This is a genomic window from Paenibacillus sp. 3LSP, from assembly GCF_032465655.1.
Taxonomy (GTDB): Bacteria; Bacillota; Bacilli; order Paenibacillales; family Paenibacillaceae; genus Fontibacillus; species Fontibacillus barengoltzii.
The window spans coordinates 1-14,623 of record NZ_JAWDJI010000254.1 but is presented as its reverse complement, the minus strand read 5'-3'; the positions used below and the strand labels follow the sequence as shown (position 1 = coordinate 14,623).

Here is a 14,623-nt window from a genome sequence, read left to right as displayed (position 1 = left end):
TGCTGAATTCCTTTTAATTATGCTCAAAACACCCTGACTTTTTCAGGGGAAACTAGTTAACACAATACAAAAAAACTTCTTTACTCATGACACTTGGCTATCCATTAAAAATATGATTTTTTTGCCTTACCCAACAAAAAGATTATCTAATAATCAAAAAACACCTTGTTTTTTATTTTTTATAATCATAAGATGTATACAAAACAAAAAAACGGACATAAAAATAATACTAAGATTTCGAGGAGGTGGAACTATGTATCAAATTTTATCTAAAATTTATTACAAAGATAATGCCAATTATAACTATGAACTTGATATTAGACTTAAGAGTTACGGAACAACATATTTACCATTTAAAATTAAACCAATAAAATCAAGAAACGAATTTCAATGTTTTATTGTTAACTATCAAGAATTGGACTATTTACATTATCAAATCACTAAGAATACAAAAAAAATATTAGACTTCATACATAGCAAAGATATCCCTGGCATTGCAATAAATAATTACATTAAATCTAAACTAATTGATGAACTATTGAGTACTAACACTATTGAAGGGGTTAGAAGCACTAAAGCAGAATTAGAATACGCTCTTGAACAAGTTGAGAAAATATCCAGTACTAAAAAAAGCAAGGTTAAACATGAAAGTCTGATGAAAACGTACTATAATTTAATGAGAGATAAAAGTATACCATTGGCAACAGCAAATGATATCAGAGCTATTTATGACGAGTTAGTAAAAGACGAGATAAATGTAGATGATGCACTAGATGGAAAACTATTCAGAAGTCAGCCTGTTGATGTAAAGACTGAAACTGGGAAGTTGTTGCACAGAAGTATTCTTAATGAAGAAAATATCATTTCTCAGATAAACAGTATGTTAGATTTTATTAGTCACTTCAAATTACCTATGCTATATAAAATAGCTATTTCACATTATATTTTTGGTTATATACATCCCTTCTATGATGGAAATGGAAGAACATCTAGGTTTATTAGTAGTATGCTACTGAAAGACGAGCTGGATATTTTAACAGCACTTACATTATCTTATTCAACTCACCTCTCACAGTCTAAATATTATGATGCTTTTAATGTCAGTAATGATCCTTTAAACCATGGAGATCTAACATATTTCTGTAACATTTTCTTTGAGATAATTCATCAAGCTCAAACTCATGTACTAGATGAATTGTCAATGAATAAATTCAAAATGAACAAACTGATTAAGTTAATACAATCCTTAAATATTGATCACCAGTTATATCAAGATGTACTATTCATTATTGGTCAAAGTTATATTTTTGGATTAAAAGATAAAGGAATATCAAAAACTGAGCTTATTGATTGTAAAGAAACCTCTGATTATTTAATGAAAAAAGCATTAACTCATTTACAAAAACAGGATTATATTAAGTTAATAAGTAAGAATCCTATTGTTGTTACTCTAAGTGATAGTTTGCAACATCAACTTGAAGCATTAGAATAATTTATATCAGAAAAAGCAGAGAATATCTTCTCTGCTCCCTTACTTATGATACGGTTCACCGTATCACTTGGTCATTACTCTCCAAGGCTAGCATTTAGCTTACGGAGCATTTCAAATGTGTTCATATAATCAACCCCCATAGCTCTACAGGCATTAGGGATCAAAATTCTTCTCCTAGCATCCCTGCTATACTGTTCTTGAGTAACTACAACACAATTATACGCTTTAGCAAAAGCAACTACCCAGCTGTCCGCAACATCTGCAAACTCTGTTTTGGCATAGTCATGATATTGATTTTCTCCCATAGACCAGTCAATTAACTGACGATATGCTTCGAATACTTCTTCATTTTCAGTCGAGGCAAACCAGTGATCAAATTCCGAGAGTGCCCACTTATTCAGGGCGTCTTCTTGGCCTGAATTCATTAGCTCGTCCTTAACTCTATCAATACTTACAATATGACCTCTATCTGCTAACTCCAACAGGACACGCCAAAAACAAGGTGCGATATCAAAAGCATAATATCTCCTGTGTGCTTCAACTAGAACATTAGTATCTAATACAAATCTTAATGATTCTGTCATGAATACACCTCAATTCCAAGGTGTTTCGCATACTCTGCAAAGGTATCTCCTTTAAGGCCTGTCAGTCTATATGCTTCGTTATATTGCAAACGCCCTTCCTTTGCACTTGTAAACACAGCTTCCGCAAAACGCCGGCCAATTCGGAAGTGTTGGTTGAAATAGAAGTTACCCCCACCTTCATCATCTTGAGCTTGTTTACGCTCAATTTCCATCCATGCACGATAAAAATCAAAAAACTCATATCTGGATATTAACATCAGGTCTAATGCTCTTCGAGCTGTTACAATGCTGCTCACCTTGAAATGTCTTGCCAAAAGGTTGAACCGATCAGGGGCATTATTGATACCCTCCCATACCGATCTCAACTCAACTTCTGGCACGAGAAATTCTGCTGCTGTTTGATTACAAGCTTGCTCAATCTCTTTATCAGAAGGCTGTAAGTTAGAAAGATCAAAGGCTGCACTTGCCCCGAACCAGATGTGTGCTAATTCATGAGCAATCGTAAACATCTGAGCAGCCTTGCTATCAGCTCCGTTAATGAATATTAGGGGGGCATATTCGTCCACAAGTACAAAACCCCTGAATTCATTCACATTCAGCTTCCTGTGAGTGTTATTCCCTACTATTCCATTTCTAACAACCAAGATACCTATATTTTCGATTTTAGTCAGTAACATTTGGAGAGCTTCCTGCCAACTTCTACAGTCTGCTGCCCAACCATCTTCAATTTCCAGAATCCTTCTAATATCGTGGGCCACGTCCTTGGGTTTATCCATCAATTGGCAGGATCCAACATAGGATAACGGCTCTTGACCCATATCCAATAAATAATCACGCATCCATGCTTGCCGTCGCTGCATCATCTGAACCGTTTCCAACAAGTCAGGACTTGGTTTAGAAGCATAAGTATCGTCAATTGTTCTGTAATGTGGAATAGGCAACTGTATTTGTGGTGGTTTAGATAAAAAGAAAAACCCAAGTGGTGTGGAAGTGGCTTTAGCAAACTGTTCCAGCTGTTTAAATGTTGGTTGTGTTTCATCGTTCATCCAACTCATCAACTTCGGGAACTTCTTTTCAATCGTCTCAGCTAAATCTGCACGTTGTAAAGCCCATCGAATCACTTCCGGATTCACTGCAACTCTTGCCACTTCCGTCACCTCCTTTTTAGTTCATTTTATGCTATTTCATTGGTATTTGGAATTACAATTTTTAGCTTGTAGCTATTCAACCAATATCACCGGTTAACAAATTCCTGCAATATTATGCTCAAAGATTAATTCAAGCCTTCACAATTTCCAATAACTTCTCATAACTGTTCACTCCTAAATTCGCCAATCATTGTACAAAAAATTACATCATAAATGAAAAGTAAAAAAAGCGCCATGCAAATACGTTGGCGCTCACTCAACAAACCTAACTACAATTGTTTCAGAGAAGTGTATCTATTTGTGATATGGTTCACCGTATCACTTGATATGGTAAACTAAAAAGGAGGGGCGTTTAGCCTCTCCTTATTTTAGATAAACTCATGGTTAATGTACTCAGCAATCCCCCTTTTTGCTTCGTGCGGCGAGTACGTAGATGCGTATACTCTTATAGTCCCCTTAGTTAGAATGTCTAAATCAAATTGTGTGCTTGTACGATGGTTGTAAATAATCTTCCAATCAACGTCGGTATAACTGTCAGTGATTCTAAACCAATTTCGTTTAGTATCAATAGCGTAAATCTGACCTGTGATTTCAACTTCCCTCGATGACAATAATTTCATAGCGTCTTTAACGGTGCGATATGTGTTTTCGTTTATCCTTACTGTTTCGTACCCTTTTAGTGATATCTCCAATAATCCTTTTTTGTAGTAAGGTCTTATAATTGAGAGTAAGTTATGCATATGTTTATGGACATTTATAAAATTTCCACTAATTATTTGAATTACTGATTGTACATCCTTTCTGCTTGCAGATGCTAGAATTTTATACAGTAACACATATGGAAGCCCAGTTGGTGAGTCAAACATACTTAACTGGCCTTCGTTATTTGGAGCCAAAAATAGTCGAATGCTTCCCGCTTTTAATTCAACTGTCGGTTCATACAGTGGGGACTTAAATTTTCCCTTAAGACTATAGTTATTATAATCTTTTGAAATGCCTACAATAAAAGATCTAATCGGATTTACTGTATTCAAAAAATCGGTTAATAGAATTTTAGGTTCAGAATCAATTCGCACTTCAAGTGGACTTTCTTCATCTACAATCCCTTGTTTCCCCGTAACTTGAACTCTTATAGTTCCTCTTATACTTTTAACCTCAATATCACTTTTTAGCTGAACTTTCTCTTGTGAAACCGCGGCTAATGTAAGCCCACTAATGCTTGAGTATATGATGACTTTTGTTTTCTCATTACCATGTATACTACCAACTATACTACCTTCGGGTAAATCATTTTCAATTAAAATGTTATAAAAATCAATATCTAACTCTTGATCTACCAAAAGATCGCCTACCTCAAAGTATGCAAATTGATTATCCGATTTAACCTTTAATCCAATTTTCGGACCCTTATTAGTAATAAAGTTTATAACTGAATTGATCTTCCAAGTTCCTATAAACGTTTCATTTCGGTAATGCTTAATAATGTAGTCTTTACCACAACTCAATGTAGATGCAATCCAATTCCCTGATACTATGTACTCTCCAGGGGATATTCTCATAGGAGTATCAATATAACCAGCTATTCGGTTATTACTCATATAACTCCCCCCAGATTTAATACAGCTTCTTGATAAACTCTTAAATTACTCTTAGTTTGGACAATCTCATCATCATTTAATCTTAAGCGGCCTTTAGAAACCTTATCTAACATACATTGTGCCACTTCTATTTCTCGCTTATAATAATCTAAAGAGTTAACTTCTACATTCCCATCTCTATGGTATTGTAACGCATGAGCAAGTTCTTCATATAAAACAGATTTTCTAAAAGTATCATCTTTTATTTGAATATCAACTTTTCCGGTATCTAAATTTAGTGCTGCTGATCCTTCGGCATTAAAAAAACTTAACATTCTACCTACTTCGGGATCTTTGGAGCTTCTATATACATTAATATGAACATTAGGGTGTTTGAATTCGAAATATTTGAGAATTTTATCAGTTTTATTTGACACAAAAACTCCCCCGCACCCACTTTTTAGGTCTATTGTACCACCCACTTCCAAAATAAACCACGTTTTTTCACAAAATTAGACCCCTGAGACAATGTCAATGGGGTCTAATTCTTTGAAAATCCTTATATATTATTGTTTTACAATCTCAAGTAGCTTCTCATAGCTATTGACTACATCGTACTTCAACTGGCCTGTATTCAGCTTAGCAAAGTGTTTCCGGGCACATTCAATCTTCGCCTTCTCCACTTCACGGAGTTCCATGGATTCCATGGAGCCTTTCGTCTCCGCGATGAAGTAAATGTGCTTCACATCGCCTTCCTTGAAAACAATCGCCCAGTCCGGATTGTAATTGCCCATTGGCGTCGGGATGAAAAATCCCCGCGGCAGCTTGGCGTACACTCGAACTTCATTACTGACATCAAGCTCTTTTGCAAAAGCACGCTCGATCTTGGAATCAGTCACTACATAGTCGTAAACGTGCTTCTCAACCGGAATCGCATTTTCCCCTAGTTTCCCTGATAATGTGTTTTTCGTGAATACGTCCGCTTCGAACGTATCATTAAGAACATCATATGTGATGGATTCAATGATCGTCGTCGCCTTCTGCTCGTTGATCAGCTTGGCGACACGAATCATGAATTCTTCCGGGTTTTTGCGGAATTGAAGGAAAGTCGCTTCTTTGATCCCCGTTAAAATTGCCACGATCGTCTTTCTCGTTAGTCGTGTCTCATCCATTAATTTGCCGACCAAATCGTATTTAATTCGGAAATCCGGTTTAACTTCCACAAGCTCTGTTTTCGTTTCACGCGTCTGAAAGGCTTCCCCCGATTTTAACTGTTGCTGGGACTCAATTCGATTCATTTCGCCATGCCTGATTGCATATCGGATCGCAGGCACTTGTAAATGATTGTCCAAAGTCCATACACACTTCTTCACAAGTTCTTCGGAGTCGAACTTGACGGTATACACGGATTTGCGATTCATTTGGTTCCAGAGCTCTTGGAACTCCTTTTTATAAAAATTGTTGTTGACCGTAACGGAAGCTATATTTCGGTTCCGTTCATTATCTGCCAGATTCGATTTGCCTTCTACATAAATCGACTTAACCAATTCGACAAACGGTTCCTGAAAGTTCGTCAATTCCTCGGGGAGTTTGAGGCTCTGATTTTCTACAGCGTTAAAATAAACATCCGTCAAATTGTACTGATCATCCACATAATCATTTTTAATAAACGTGTACAGTAACTTGCTTGCTAAGGTATCTTCTAATTTCAATTGCTCGCCGCGTGCATTGTTCAACACCTTATCCAGGAAGAAGTCGCGATCTGCTTTGCGTGGACGATCGGACAGCGTTTCAGCGATTTCGTTTTGCAGCTGTTTCGCAAATTGCTCGTACGACTCACTGGCAATGACGGTCAGCACATTAATTTCATGAACGTCGATACCTGGTACACTCGAATCCATCCGTTCACCATTCTGATTGACACAAAGCCGCAGTCCCCGCCCGACTTCCTGACGTTTCTTGATGGTGGAATCGCTATGTTTCAGCGTGCAAATTTGGAATACGTTTGGATTATCCCAACCTTCCTTAAGGGCGGAGTGGGAGAAGATAAACCGGGTTGGTTCCGCAAAACTTAGCAATCGTTCTTTATCCCGCATAATCAAGTCATAAGCGTCTGCATCATCGGAGTCGGTCTCTCTTGCCGATACCTTCGGATCGACATAACGGTTACTTTTCTTATCGATGGAAAAATAGCCCTTATGCGTTTCTTTCACTTGTATTCGATTCAAGTATTGGATGTATGGATCATCGGCAAACAGCGACAATTGCTCGTTGAGCAAAGCCGTGTATTCTTCCTCAAACATATCTGCGTAGACGCCGTTTAATTCCGAACCATCTTTGTCATATTGCCGGTATTTCGCCACTTCATCGATGAAAAAGAGCGATAATACTTTAATCCCTTGATGAAACATCGCTCGTTCCTTCTCGAAATGCGACTTAATGGTTTCCCGAATCTGAATACGGCGGAAATGCAGTTCTCCAACATCCCCCTGAACATCTCCAGCGTATAAAGTCACGCCGTTTATAAAGCTGATACTGTTGTTTTGTCCGTTTATTTCGGACACTTTGTAACCTTTGTACTGCTCAAGCTCACCGGATAATTGGTATATATCATCATTTTGTCTGATTTTATGCGTCTTCCTGGCAAGACCCGTTTTTGTCTTCACTTCGAATTCCAGCCGGGCCACCGGAGCATGCTTCGTGCTCACATCGATTCCTTCCAGATACAGATAGCTGTCCGTGCCGCTTGTTCCTTTGGCCGTAATCCCCTTCACGCTGATCTTTTTCACCAGCTTTTTGTTGTACGCATCCAAAGCATCGAGCCGGTACACTTTGTTGTAATCTTCACGATGCGTCGCCGAATATCGCAAGGTGAACAACGGATTAAAAGCCTTTAGAGATTCTTTCGTCTGCTTGCCTTCCACGGATTGCGGCTCGTCAATGATCAGGATCGGATTCGTGCTCGCCAGAACGTCTATCGGTTTGCGGCTGTTGAAGTCATCCAGTTCCATGTAAATCCGTCTTGCATCTTTCCCTCTCGCATTAAAGGCCTGCGAATTGATAATCATGACATTGATCCCGGCGTCGCTGGCAAATTTCTCAATATGATGCAATTGCTTCGAATTATACACAAAGTATCGTGCCTTCGTGCCGTATTCGGACATGAAGTGATCTTCCGTGATCTGGAACGTCTTGAGCACACCTTCACGAATGGCAATGGAAGGAACCACGACAATAAACTTGCTCCATCCGTACTTTTGGTACAGTTCGAACATGGTACGGATGTACGTATAGGTTTTGCCTGTCCCGGTTTCCATTTCGATCGTCAGATTATATTTGCCCTCAAGCTTCTCGGATATTTTCAGGCCGTTCTTCCGTTGCACCGTTTGAATGTTTTTCAAGATTTCCTGATCAATCAATTGAATGGCGTTGTTCTTGAAACCGATATTTGCTTGTTCGGCATTCGCGAGATCATCCATGACCATTTGTTCCGGCTTTTGTCTTCTGCCTCGGTCAAGTGTAAATCGGGACAACTCATTCGGTTGCCCTTCAAAGCAATCCACGATACTTTTTACGGCGTCCAACTGAAACTGCTGATGTTTGAATTTGATCTTCAATTTGAGCTCACCACCTTTACAGCACTTGAATTTCTGTGCCCGGAGAGAGCATCTTGAACAATTCTTCTACATTGATGCGTGCAGAATCATCTTCAAAGGAACTGTCGCGGAATACAACCCGAAGCGGATGTTCTGCTGCAATTTGTTTCATAACGGATTCCGGCACGTTATCATCAAAACATGCAATTAAAGAATTTCCGGCGACATAGTGGACGGTCTTCCCTTCAAGCTGCTTCGTTTCCATTGGCAACGAAAGCTCAAGGCCGAGTTCCAGCATGACTTGAATAAGCAAATCTTCCCCGGTACGATCTTCTTTGATGTTGGATGCGAGATCGAACATATCGCCCTGCTTCAGATTGTCCGGTGTATAGTAAACATCTTTCATGTTCGATGAATCCACACGGAATACCCGGAAGCCGTAATCGATGTCTGCTCCAGTTTCTTCTTTAATTTTTTTTGCAGCACGGCGAATGCGTTCTTTGCCGATTTCGCAGATGTTTTTGTAACCGGCTTTGTAGGCTTCGGAATTTTCGGATGTTGGTTCTGGTAGTTGAACCATGATATATCTCCTATTGCCACTGTCTTCCGAATTTTGCTGCATAACTGCATGAGCGGTTGTAGCAGAACCTGAAAAGAAATCTAATACAATGTCATCTGTATTAGCATTAGTAGATAACTGAAGTATTCTTCTAATGAGTCTTGTCGGCTTAGGTGTGTCAAAAGGCGGTTGCTCAAACAACATTTTTATTTCTTTTCGGGACTCGTCATTATGCCCGCATTCCTCATAAGACCAATAAGTTGGAGGAACAACTCCATCTTGTACTTCGTTCAAATATCTTTTTAGTTGTGGTGCCCCATCACCCTTTTGTCCAAAAAACACCCTACCCTCATTAATCCATTTTTCCATGGTGTCTTTATTAGTAACCCAACATCTTCCTTTCGGTGGGTTATATATCTTACCGGTATTTGGATTAATAATTGGATAATCATATTCGGCTGAATAGGTTTTAACTGATAAATTATCAGGTCTCCATGGACCTCTACCATCATTACTGTCATACTTGTATAACGAATTCTGTTTATCAGTTCTTGGAAGTAGATTTCTCATAAAAGAATCACTTTTTCGATAAACTAAGATGTGATCATGCATTTCCGCAAAATACTTGGCATCGTTCGCTGTGGCATATTTTTTATGCCAAATAACATTTGCAATAAAATTAGTTGACCCAAATATTTCATCGCATATTTTTCTTAGATTAAAGACTTCGTTGTCATCAATACTAATAAATATAACGCCATCATCTTTTAATAGATTTTTGGCAACTTTTATCCGTGAATACATCATTGTCAACCAATCGCTATGAAACCGGCCATTTGTCTCAGTATTTTGAAAAAGTCGATTTCCAGCTTCATCAACTTGCCCAGATTCGCCTTGGTACTCGTTTCCAGACATGCTAAAATCATCTTTATAAACAAAATCCTTACCCGTATTATAAGGGGGATCAATATAGATGCATTTTATCTTATTCAAATACGACTCCTGAAGCAGCTTCAACACCTCAAGATTATCGCCTTCAATGTACAAGTTCTGCGTATTATCCCAATCAACGCTGTCTTCCTTAACCGGACGCAATGTTTTGTCAATCGGCGTGTTCGCATTAAGGATAGCCTGTTTCTTTCCGGGCCACGTAAGCTGATACCGTTCTTTTTCTCCTTCAACAAGAACATCGGAAAGTTCCTGCTTCAACAAATCAAAATCGACCGCTCGCTTGATTTTTCCTTGTTCATCTCTGGCTTCGGTAATCACGTTGGGGAACAACTCTGCAATCTTGTCGATATTAACTTGAGTCAGATCAACCACTTCATCGTCAATTTGTTCATAGGTATGCCTCCAATTACTTAATCAAGTAGTTGATTCAGTTCTTTTCGTTTCCGTTGCAGTTCCATGTTCAGTTCGACTTTGCGGTTGAACTGTTTTTCAGCCCGAATCTTGGACTCTAGCCGGTGGCATTCTTGCGTCAGCTTGTCAATTTGGGCTTGCCGCTCCAAAACGGCTGTAAGCTCGATTTCCGGCTTCACCTTAATGGGAAGCAGTTGACGGATGATGTTCTCGTAAACAGCCTTTAGATTGAGTCCTTGGAGAATGTCGAGTTTGATACTTTCGATCGGCTGCCAGTCCGTCTCATGGTAAGAACGGACGACAGACCGATTTTCGTCGGTCTGATTTCGCTCTTTGTAGGCGATGGCAAGCTTGGCCTGATCCTCATACATCAAGACATGCAAGATGGGATAAGGGATTGCCTTGTCTATACTCCGCAACAAGTCAAGGGAGTACGTTTGCTCCTTCAAATGGACTTCGAAAATCTGAATTTCTTCAATATCCTCTTTCGGTTCAAGACGAATCGTGTCCTTGGATAACTTGTGTTTCCAGATGATCGATTCGACTTGTTCGGTAAACAGTTCTTTGAGGTGATGATTTGCATGCAGCTTCTCATAAAATTTGTTCTTCGGAATTTTACGGTTTACAAGCGTGCTTGAAGGCAATTGAAACATCACGCATTCACCTGCCTGATAACGACAAAGGTGAGGAGTTCAAAGTCCTCAAGCCCTTTAATCGAGTCGATGAGTGCTGTCGTACCTCCCGAACTAAACAAGCTATCCAGATCGTTTTCTTCTTTCACCTGAACAATCGAGCGGATGGTTTCTTCCAACAGCATGGAATACATGTCCATCTTTTTGCCGTCTTTCGTCGCTTGATTGAAACTGCGGCAAGCATCCATCATCGGTTCCGATTGCCCTCTGCATAAGGCTCGCAGGATATCCAACGTCTTTTTGACATCCATATGATTGGTGATGACTTCGCCGTCTTCGCTCATATAGACAAGGTAAAAGGGATGCAGCCGGTTTTGCTTGTCGGGATTGAGTTCCTCATTGACGTTACGAAGAACAAAGATGACACCGGGCTTTGCTCCCTTCTCTTCGTCAGCAGCCACAACCGCATGCAGTCCGCTCGGAACGGTATCAAGTTCTCCGTTTTCCTTGACATAGTTCACCAGGTCCATGCGGAAATCGTTCAGGCCCAAATCGGTGATGGAGACGCCTGTGTTCATATCGTCCAGATCGACGACTTCCTTCTGCAAACGATGAAGTTGCTGCTTCCGATATTCCAGATCGCTGGATTGATTGAACAGAACGTTATCATCTCCGGTTGCCGTCATATCCATGATGACCATGCGATTTTCGACCCGTTCTTTCAACTGTATGTATTCATCCAGCGTCATGTTGGGCCAGAAGTTCACCAATTGAATTTCCTTGTTCTGCGAACCGATCCGGTCTATTCGGCCAAATCGTTGAATAATCCGCACTGGATTCCAGTGAATGTCATAGTTGATGAGATAGTCACAATCTTGCAAGTTTTGCCCTTCGGATATGCAGTCGGAAGCGATAAGCAGATCAATCTCGCCTTTGACATCCGGCATGGTCAGTTTCTTCTCCTTGGATCGAGGCGAGAAGCAAGTCAGCAATGTGCTGATATCATTCCGCAAACCGGTGGTGTTTTTGTTCTCGTCGCTGCCGACGATTTTGGCCGTATCGATATTGTACTTGGCCTTCATATACTCCGACAAATGCGTGTACAAGTACGCCGCGGTATCCGTGAACGCACTGAAAATGATGACTTTGCGGTTGCCGGGATTGATCGGATGATTGATTTTGTGATCAATAACCTGCTTTAATGTGTTTAGCTTCGCATCGTGTTCAGGCGTTACTTTCTGCATTTCGGTCAGCAAGGCGGAAAGAATGTTGTGGTCGTTCATCAAATCTTCTTTCCAGCGAAGAACATCCATATCGGACAAATTGATCTTGATTGTATCCCCGATGCTGAAATCATCGTCCAACCAGTCGTCATCGTCAAGATTGGCATCCTCAATATCGGTATAACCTACAGCGTCGGATTTCCCGCTTCGCTCGAAGGCTTCGATTTGCTGAAGCGTCTGATCAATTTTGGATACAATCTTGGAAAGGGTCAATCGGAACGACTCCACCGAACTTTCCAGGCGTTTCAGCAGGTTGATCCGCATCAAAATCTGCAAACTGCCTTCGCGATCCATCTGCCTGAAGTTCCCGCTCCCGCCCCTTACACTGGTGTCATACAACTCTTCATAGAAACGCAATCGGCTCGGCTGAATATATTTGAATGGTGCATAGATGCCGAGATTGATCCTGGATAACTCTATAAAAATTTCATTATACCCGATCACATCGGTCCTGTCGGTCAAATCGCAAAATTTCGAGATAGGTGGCAGCCGTCTGGGGAACTCGCCGATCTCCTCCGCTTTGTAATACTTCTGGATATGCTTGCGTGACCGAGCGATCGTCAAGCTGTCCAGCAGCTCAAAAAAGTCGAAGTCGAGCATACCAAGAAGCGTCTCCGTTGTCCGCTCAGCAACATCCATCTTAGACCACTGGTTAAACGCGGACTGGGCTCGTTTGAAGATGTCATTAATACCCCGCTCCGTCCCCAACTTGCTGTTGATTTCTTCAGGATTCCCTTCATAAGCCAAGGCAAGCTGGTTGCGAAGATCCATGAATTTGTTGTTCACCGGAGTAGCGGAGAGCATGAGCACTTTCGTTTTCACGCCGCTTTTCAACACTTTCCGCATCAGCTTCTGGTACCGCGTCTCTTTATCTTTCTTGGCTTCGTTGTTGCGGAAATTATGCGACTCATCAATGACGAGCAGATCGTAATTCCCCCAATTCAACCGGTCGAGCGGAATGTCGTTTGATTTGCCCCTTTCCCGAGATATATCCGTATGGTAGAGTACATCATAGCGGAATCGGTCGGCATACAAAATATTGTTGGTTACATTCTGTTTATAGGTAAGCCAGTTGTCGCCGAGTTTCTTGGGACATAACAACAATACGGACTTGTTGCGAAGTTCATAGTATTTAATGATGCCAAGAGCCGTGAATGTTTTTCCCAGACCGACGCTGTCTGCCAGGATGCATCCATTGTATTTTTCCAGTTTATTAATCGCACCAAGAACCGCATCTTTCTGGAAGTGATAGAGACGTTTCCAGATTTCCGTCTCTTTGAATCCAGTTGCTTCGTTGGGCAATATGTCTTCTGTGATGTCCGATAGGAACTCGTTGAAAATATTGTACAAAATGACATAGTAAATGAACTCCGGAGAGTTCTCTTTATACACCGATGAAATATGCTCCACAACTTGGTTCGTGACATCTTCAAGCTTGCTTTTGTCATTCCATACCTGATCGAACAGATCGAAATACATTTTGGTAAACGGAGCTTCTGTGAACTTGTTCACCATCTTGGAGAGAGCATTGCCCTTTTCATAACCAAGATCAACGGTCGTAAAGCCATCGATTGGCATATAGGTGATCGGCTCGTTTACAGTCTGCACATTCAGCATGCCTTGCATTGAACCTGAAGTGCGGTTCGATTTGAACGTGACTTTTTTACGAATCCAGTCACTGCATTCTTTTGCAATCGCTTTGAGTGTCAATTCGTTTTTGAGCCGGATTTCAAATTCGGTGCCGTACAGGCTTTTTTCCCGGTTCCGTTTCGGGATATAAAATTCCCGCTTCTCCTTCTTTATACTATCCGCAATAAAGGTGGGAGAGGTGAAGATGAACCGGACTTCTTCCACCTGATTCAGTTCTCTCATTAAGGCTTCGTATGCATAAATGGAGAAGCATGATGCAGCAATCGATACCTTGCTTCCTTTACGAACCTCTAGTTTCAAATTTTCGCCGAGAAGATTGTCGATATTATTGATGATTTCCATAGTTCACCTCTTGTTCCGCCCGAAACCACGCAACTTTTTCTATTCGACATCCCCCGCTGAAATTCCTTGTTTGAAGTAGTTCTGATTTCCTATTTGAGGAAATATATTGTTCGATGTTATGATCGAGTGGTCCCCTCGCATCGATGGAAAGAATTCACGACTAAATACGACTGACTTTCAAACAACCGCTAATGTTTATTCCCACGTTACGAAGAAGCTTTCTGATGAAGCAGTGAGCAGGCTCGAAAAATTTCGTCCCCAATCCGTCCCCAATCAAGATCATTTATGATATTTAATCCCTTTATTTATAGTAACTACGCGGTATATCTGTTCCGCCAACACCAGGCGCATGAGCTGGTGGGGCAGCGTCATGCGCCCGAACGACAGCCGCTGCTGCG

The 14,623-nt window shown here is 40.6% G+C and carries 10 protein-coding genes; 1 reads left to right on the top strand and 9 read right to left on the bottom strand.

Going from position 1 to position 14,623, the window contains the following annotated elements:
- Positions 1 to 253: 253 nt before the first annotated feature.
- The gene (locus tag RW092_RS22080) at positions 254 to 1,492 is read left to right on the top strand and encodes a Fic family protein (protein ID WP_316011314.1); all 1,239 of its coding nucleotides are present in this window, start codon (positions 254 to 256) and stop codon (positions 1,490 to 1,492) included.
- Between the two features lie 74 nt (positions 1,493 to 1,566).
- Here RW092_RS22080 and RW092_RS22075 read toward each other — a convergent pair whose 3' ends face one another.
- From RW092_RS22075 to RW092_RS22035, 9 genes are all read right to left on the bottom strand, one after another.
- Positions 1,567 to 2,076: a DUF4411 family protein gene (locus RW092_RS22075; RefSeq protein WP_019004924.1), complete on the bottom strand. Its 510-nt coding sequence runs from the start codon at positions 2,074 to 2,076 to the stop codon at positions 1,567 to 1,569.
- On the bottom strand, positions 2,073 to 3,224 hold the full coding sequence (locus RW092_RS22070) for an ImmA/IrrE family metallo-endopeptidase (protein WP_316011313.1): 1,152 nt from the start codon (positions 3,222 to 3,224) through the stop codon (positions 2,073 to 2,075). Before RW092_RS22070 ends, RW092_RS22075 begins: the two co-directional genes overlap by 4 nt.
- Positions 3,225 to 3,592: 368 nt before the next feature.
- A complete protein-coding gene (locus RW092_RS22065) occupies positions 3,593 to 4,822 on the bottom strand; it encodes a hypothetical protein (RefSeq protein ID WP_316011312.1) in 1,230 nt (409 codons plus the stop codon).
- Positions 4,819 to 5,238 carry a hypothetical protein gene (locus tag RW092_RS22060; protein WP_316011311.1) on the bottom strand — a complete coding sequence of 140 codons (420 nt, stop codon included), beginning with the start codon at positions 5,236 to 5,238 and terminating at the stop codon, positions 4,819 to 4,821. Before RW092_RS22060 ends, RW092_RS22065 begins: the two co-directional genes overlap by 4 nt.
- A 129-nt stretch (positions 5,239 to 5,367) precedes the next feature.
- Complete coding sequence (locus RW092_RS22055; RefSeq protein WP_316011310.1) at positions 5,368 to 8,418, bottom strand: type III restriction-modification system endonuclease; 3,051 nt, start codon at positions 8,416 to 8,418, stop codon at positions 5,368 to 5,370.
- A gap of 16 nt (positions 8,419 to 8,434) precedes the next feature.
- Positions 8,435 to 10,279 carry a site-specific DNA-methyltransferase gene (locus RW092_RS22050; protein ID WP_316011309.1) on the bottom strand — a complete coding sequence of 615 codons (1,845 nt, stop codon included), beginning with the start codon at positions 10,277 to 10,279 and terminating at the stop codon, positions 8,435 to 8,437.
- A 38-nt stretch (positions 10,280 to 10,317) separates the two neighbouring features.
- The gene (locus RW092_RS22045; RefSeq protein WP_316011308.1) at positions 10,318 to 10,971 is read right to left on the bottom strand and encodes a DUF4391 domain-containing protein; all 654 of its coding nucleotides are present in this window, start codon (positions 10,969 to 10,971) and stop codon (positions 10,318 to 10,320) included.
- A complete protein-coding gene (locus tag RW092_RS22040) occupies positions 10,971 to 14,225 on the bottom strand; it encodes a helicase-related protein (RefSeq protein WP_316011307.1) in 3,255 nt (1,084 codons plus the stop codon). Before RW092_RS22040 ends, RW092_RS22045 begins: the two co-directional genes overlap by 1 nt.
- Positions 14,226 to 14,504: 279 nt before the next feature.
- A partial coding sequence (locus tag RW092_RS22035; protein ID WP_316011315.1) for a 23S rRNA (pseudouridine(1915)-N(3))-methyltransferase RlmH occupies positions 14,505 to 14,623 on the bottom strand: 119 nt, incomplete at its 5' end.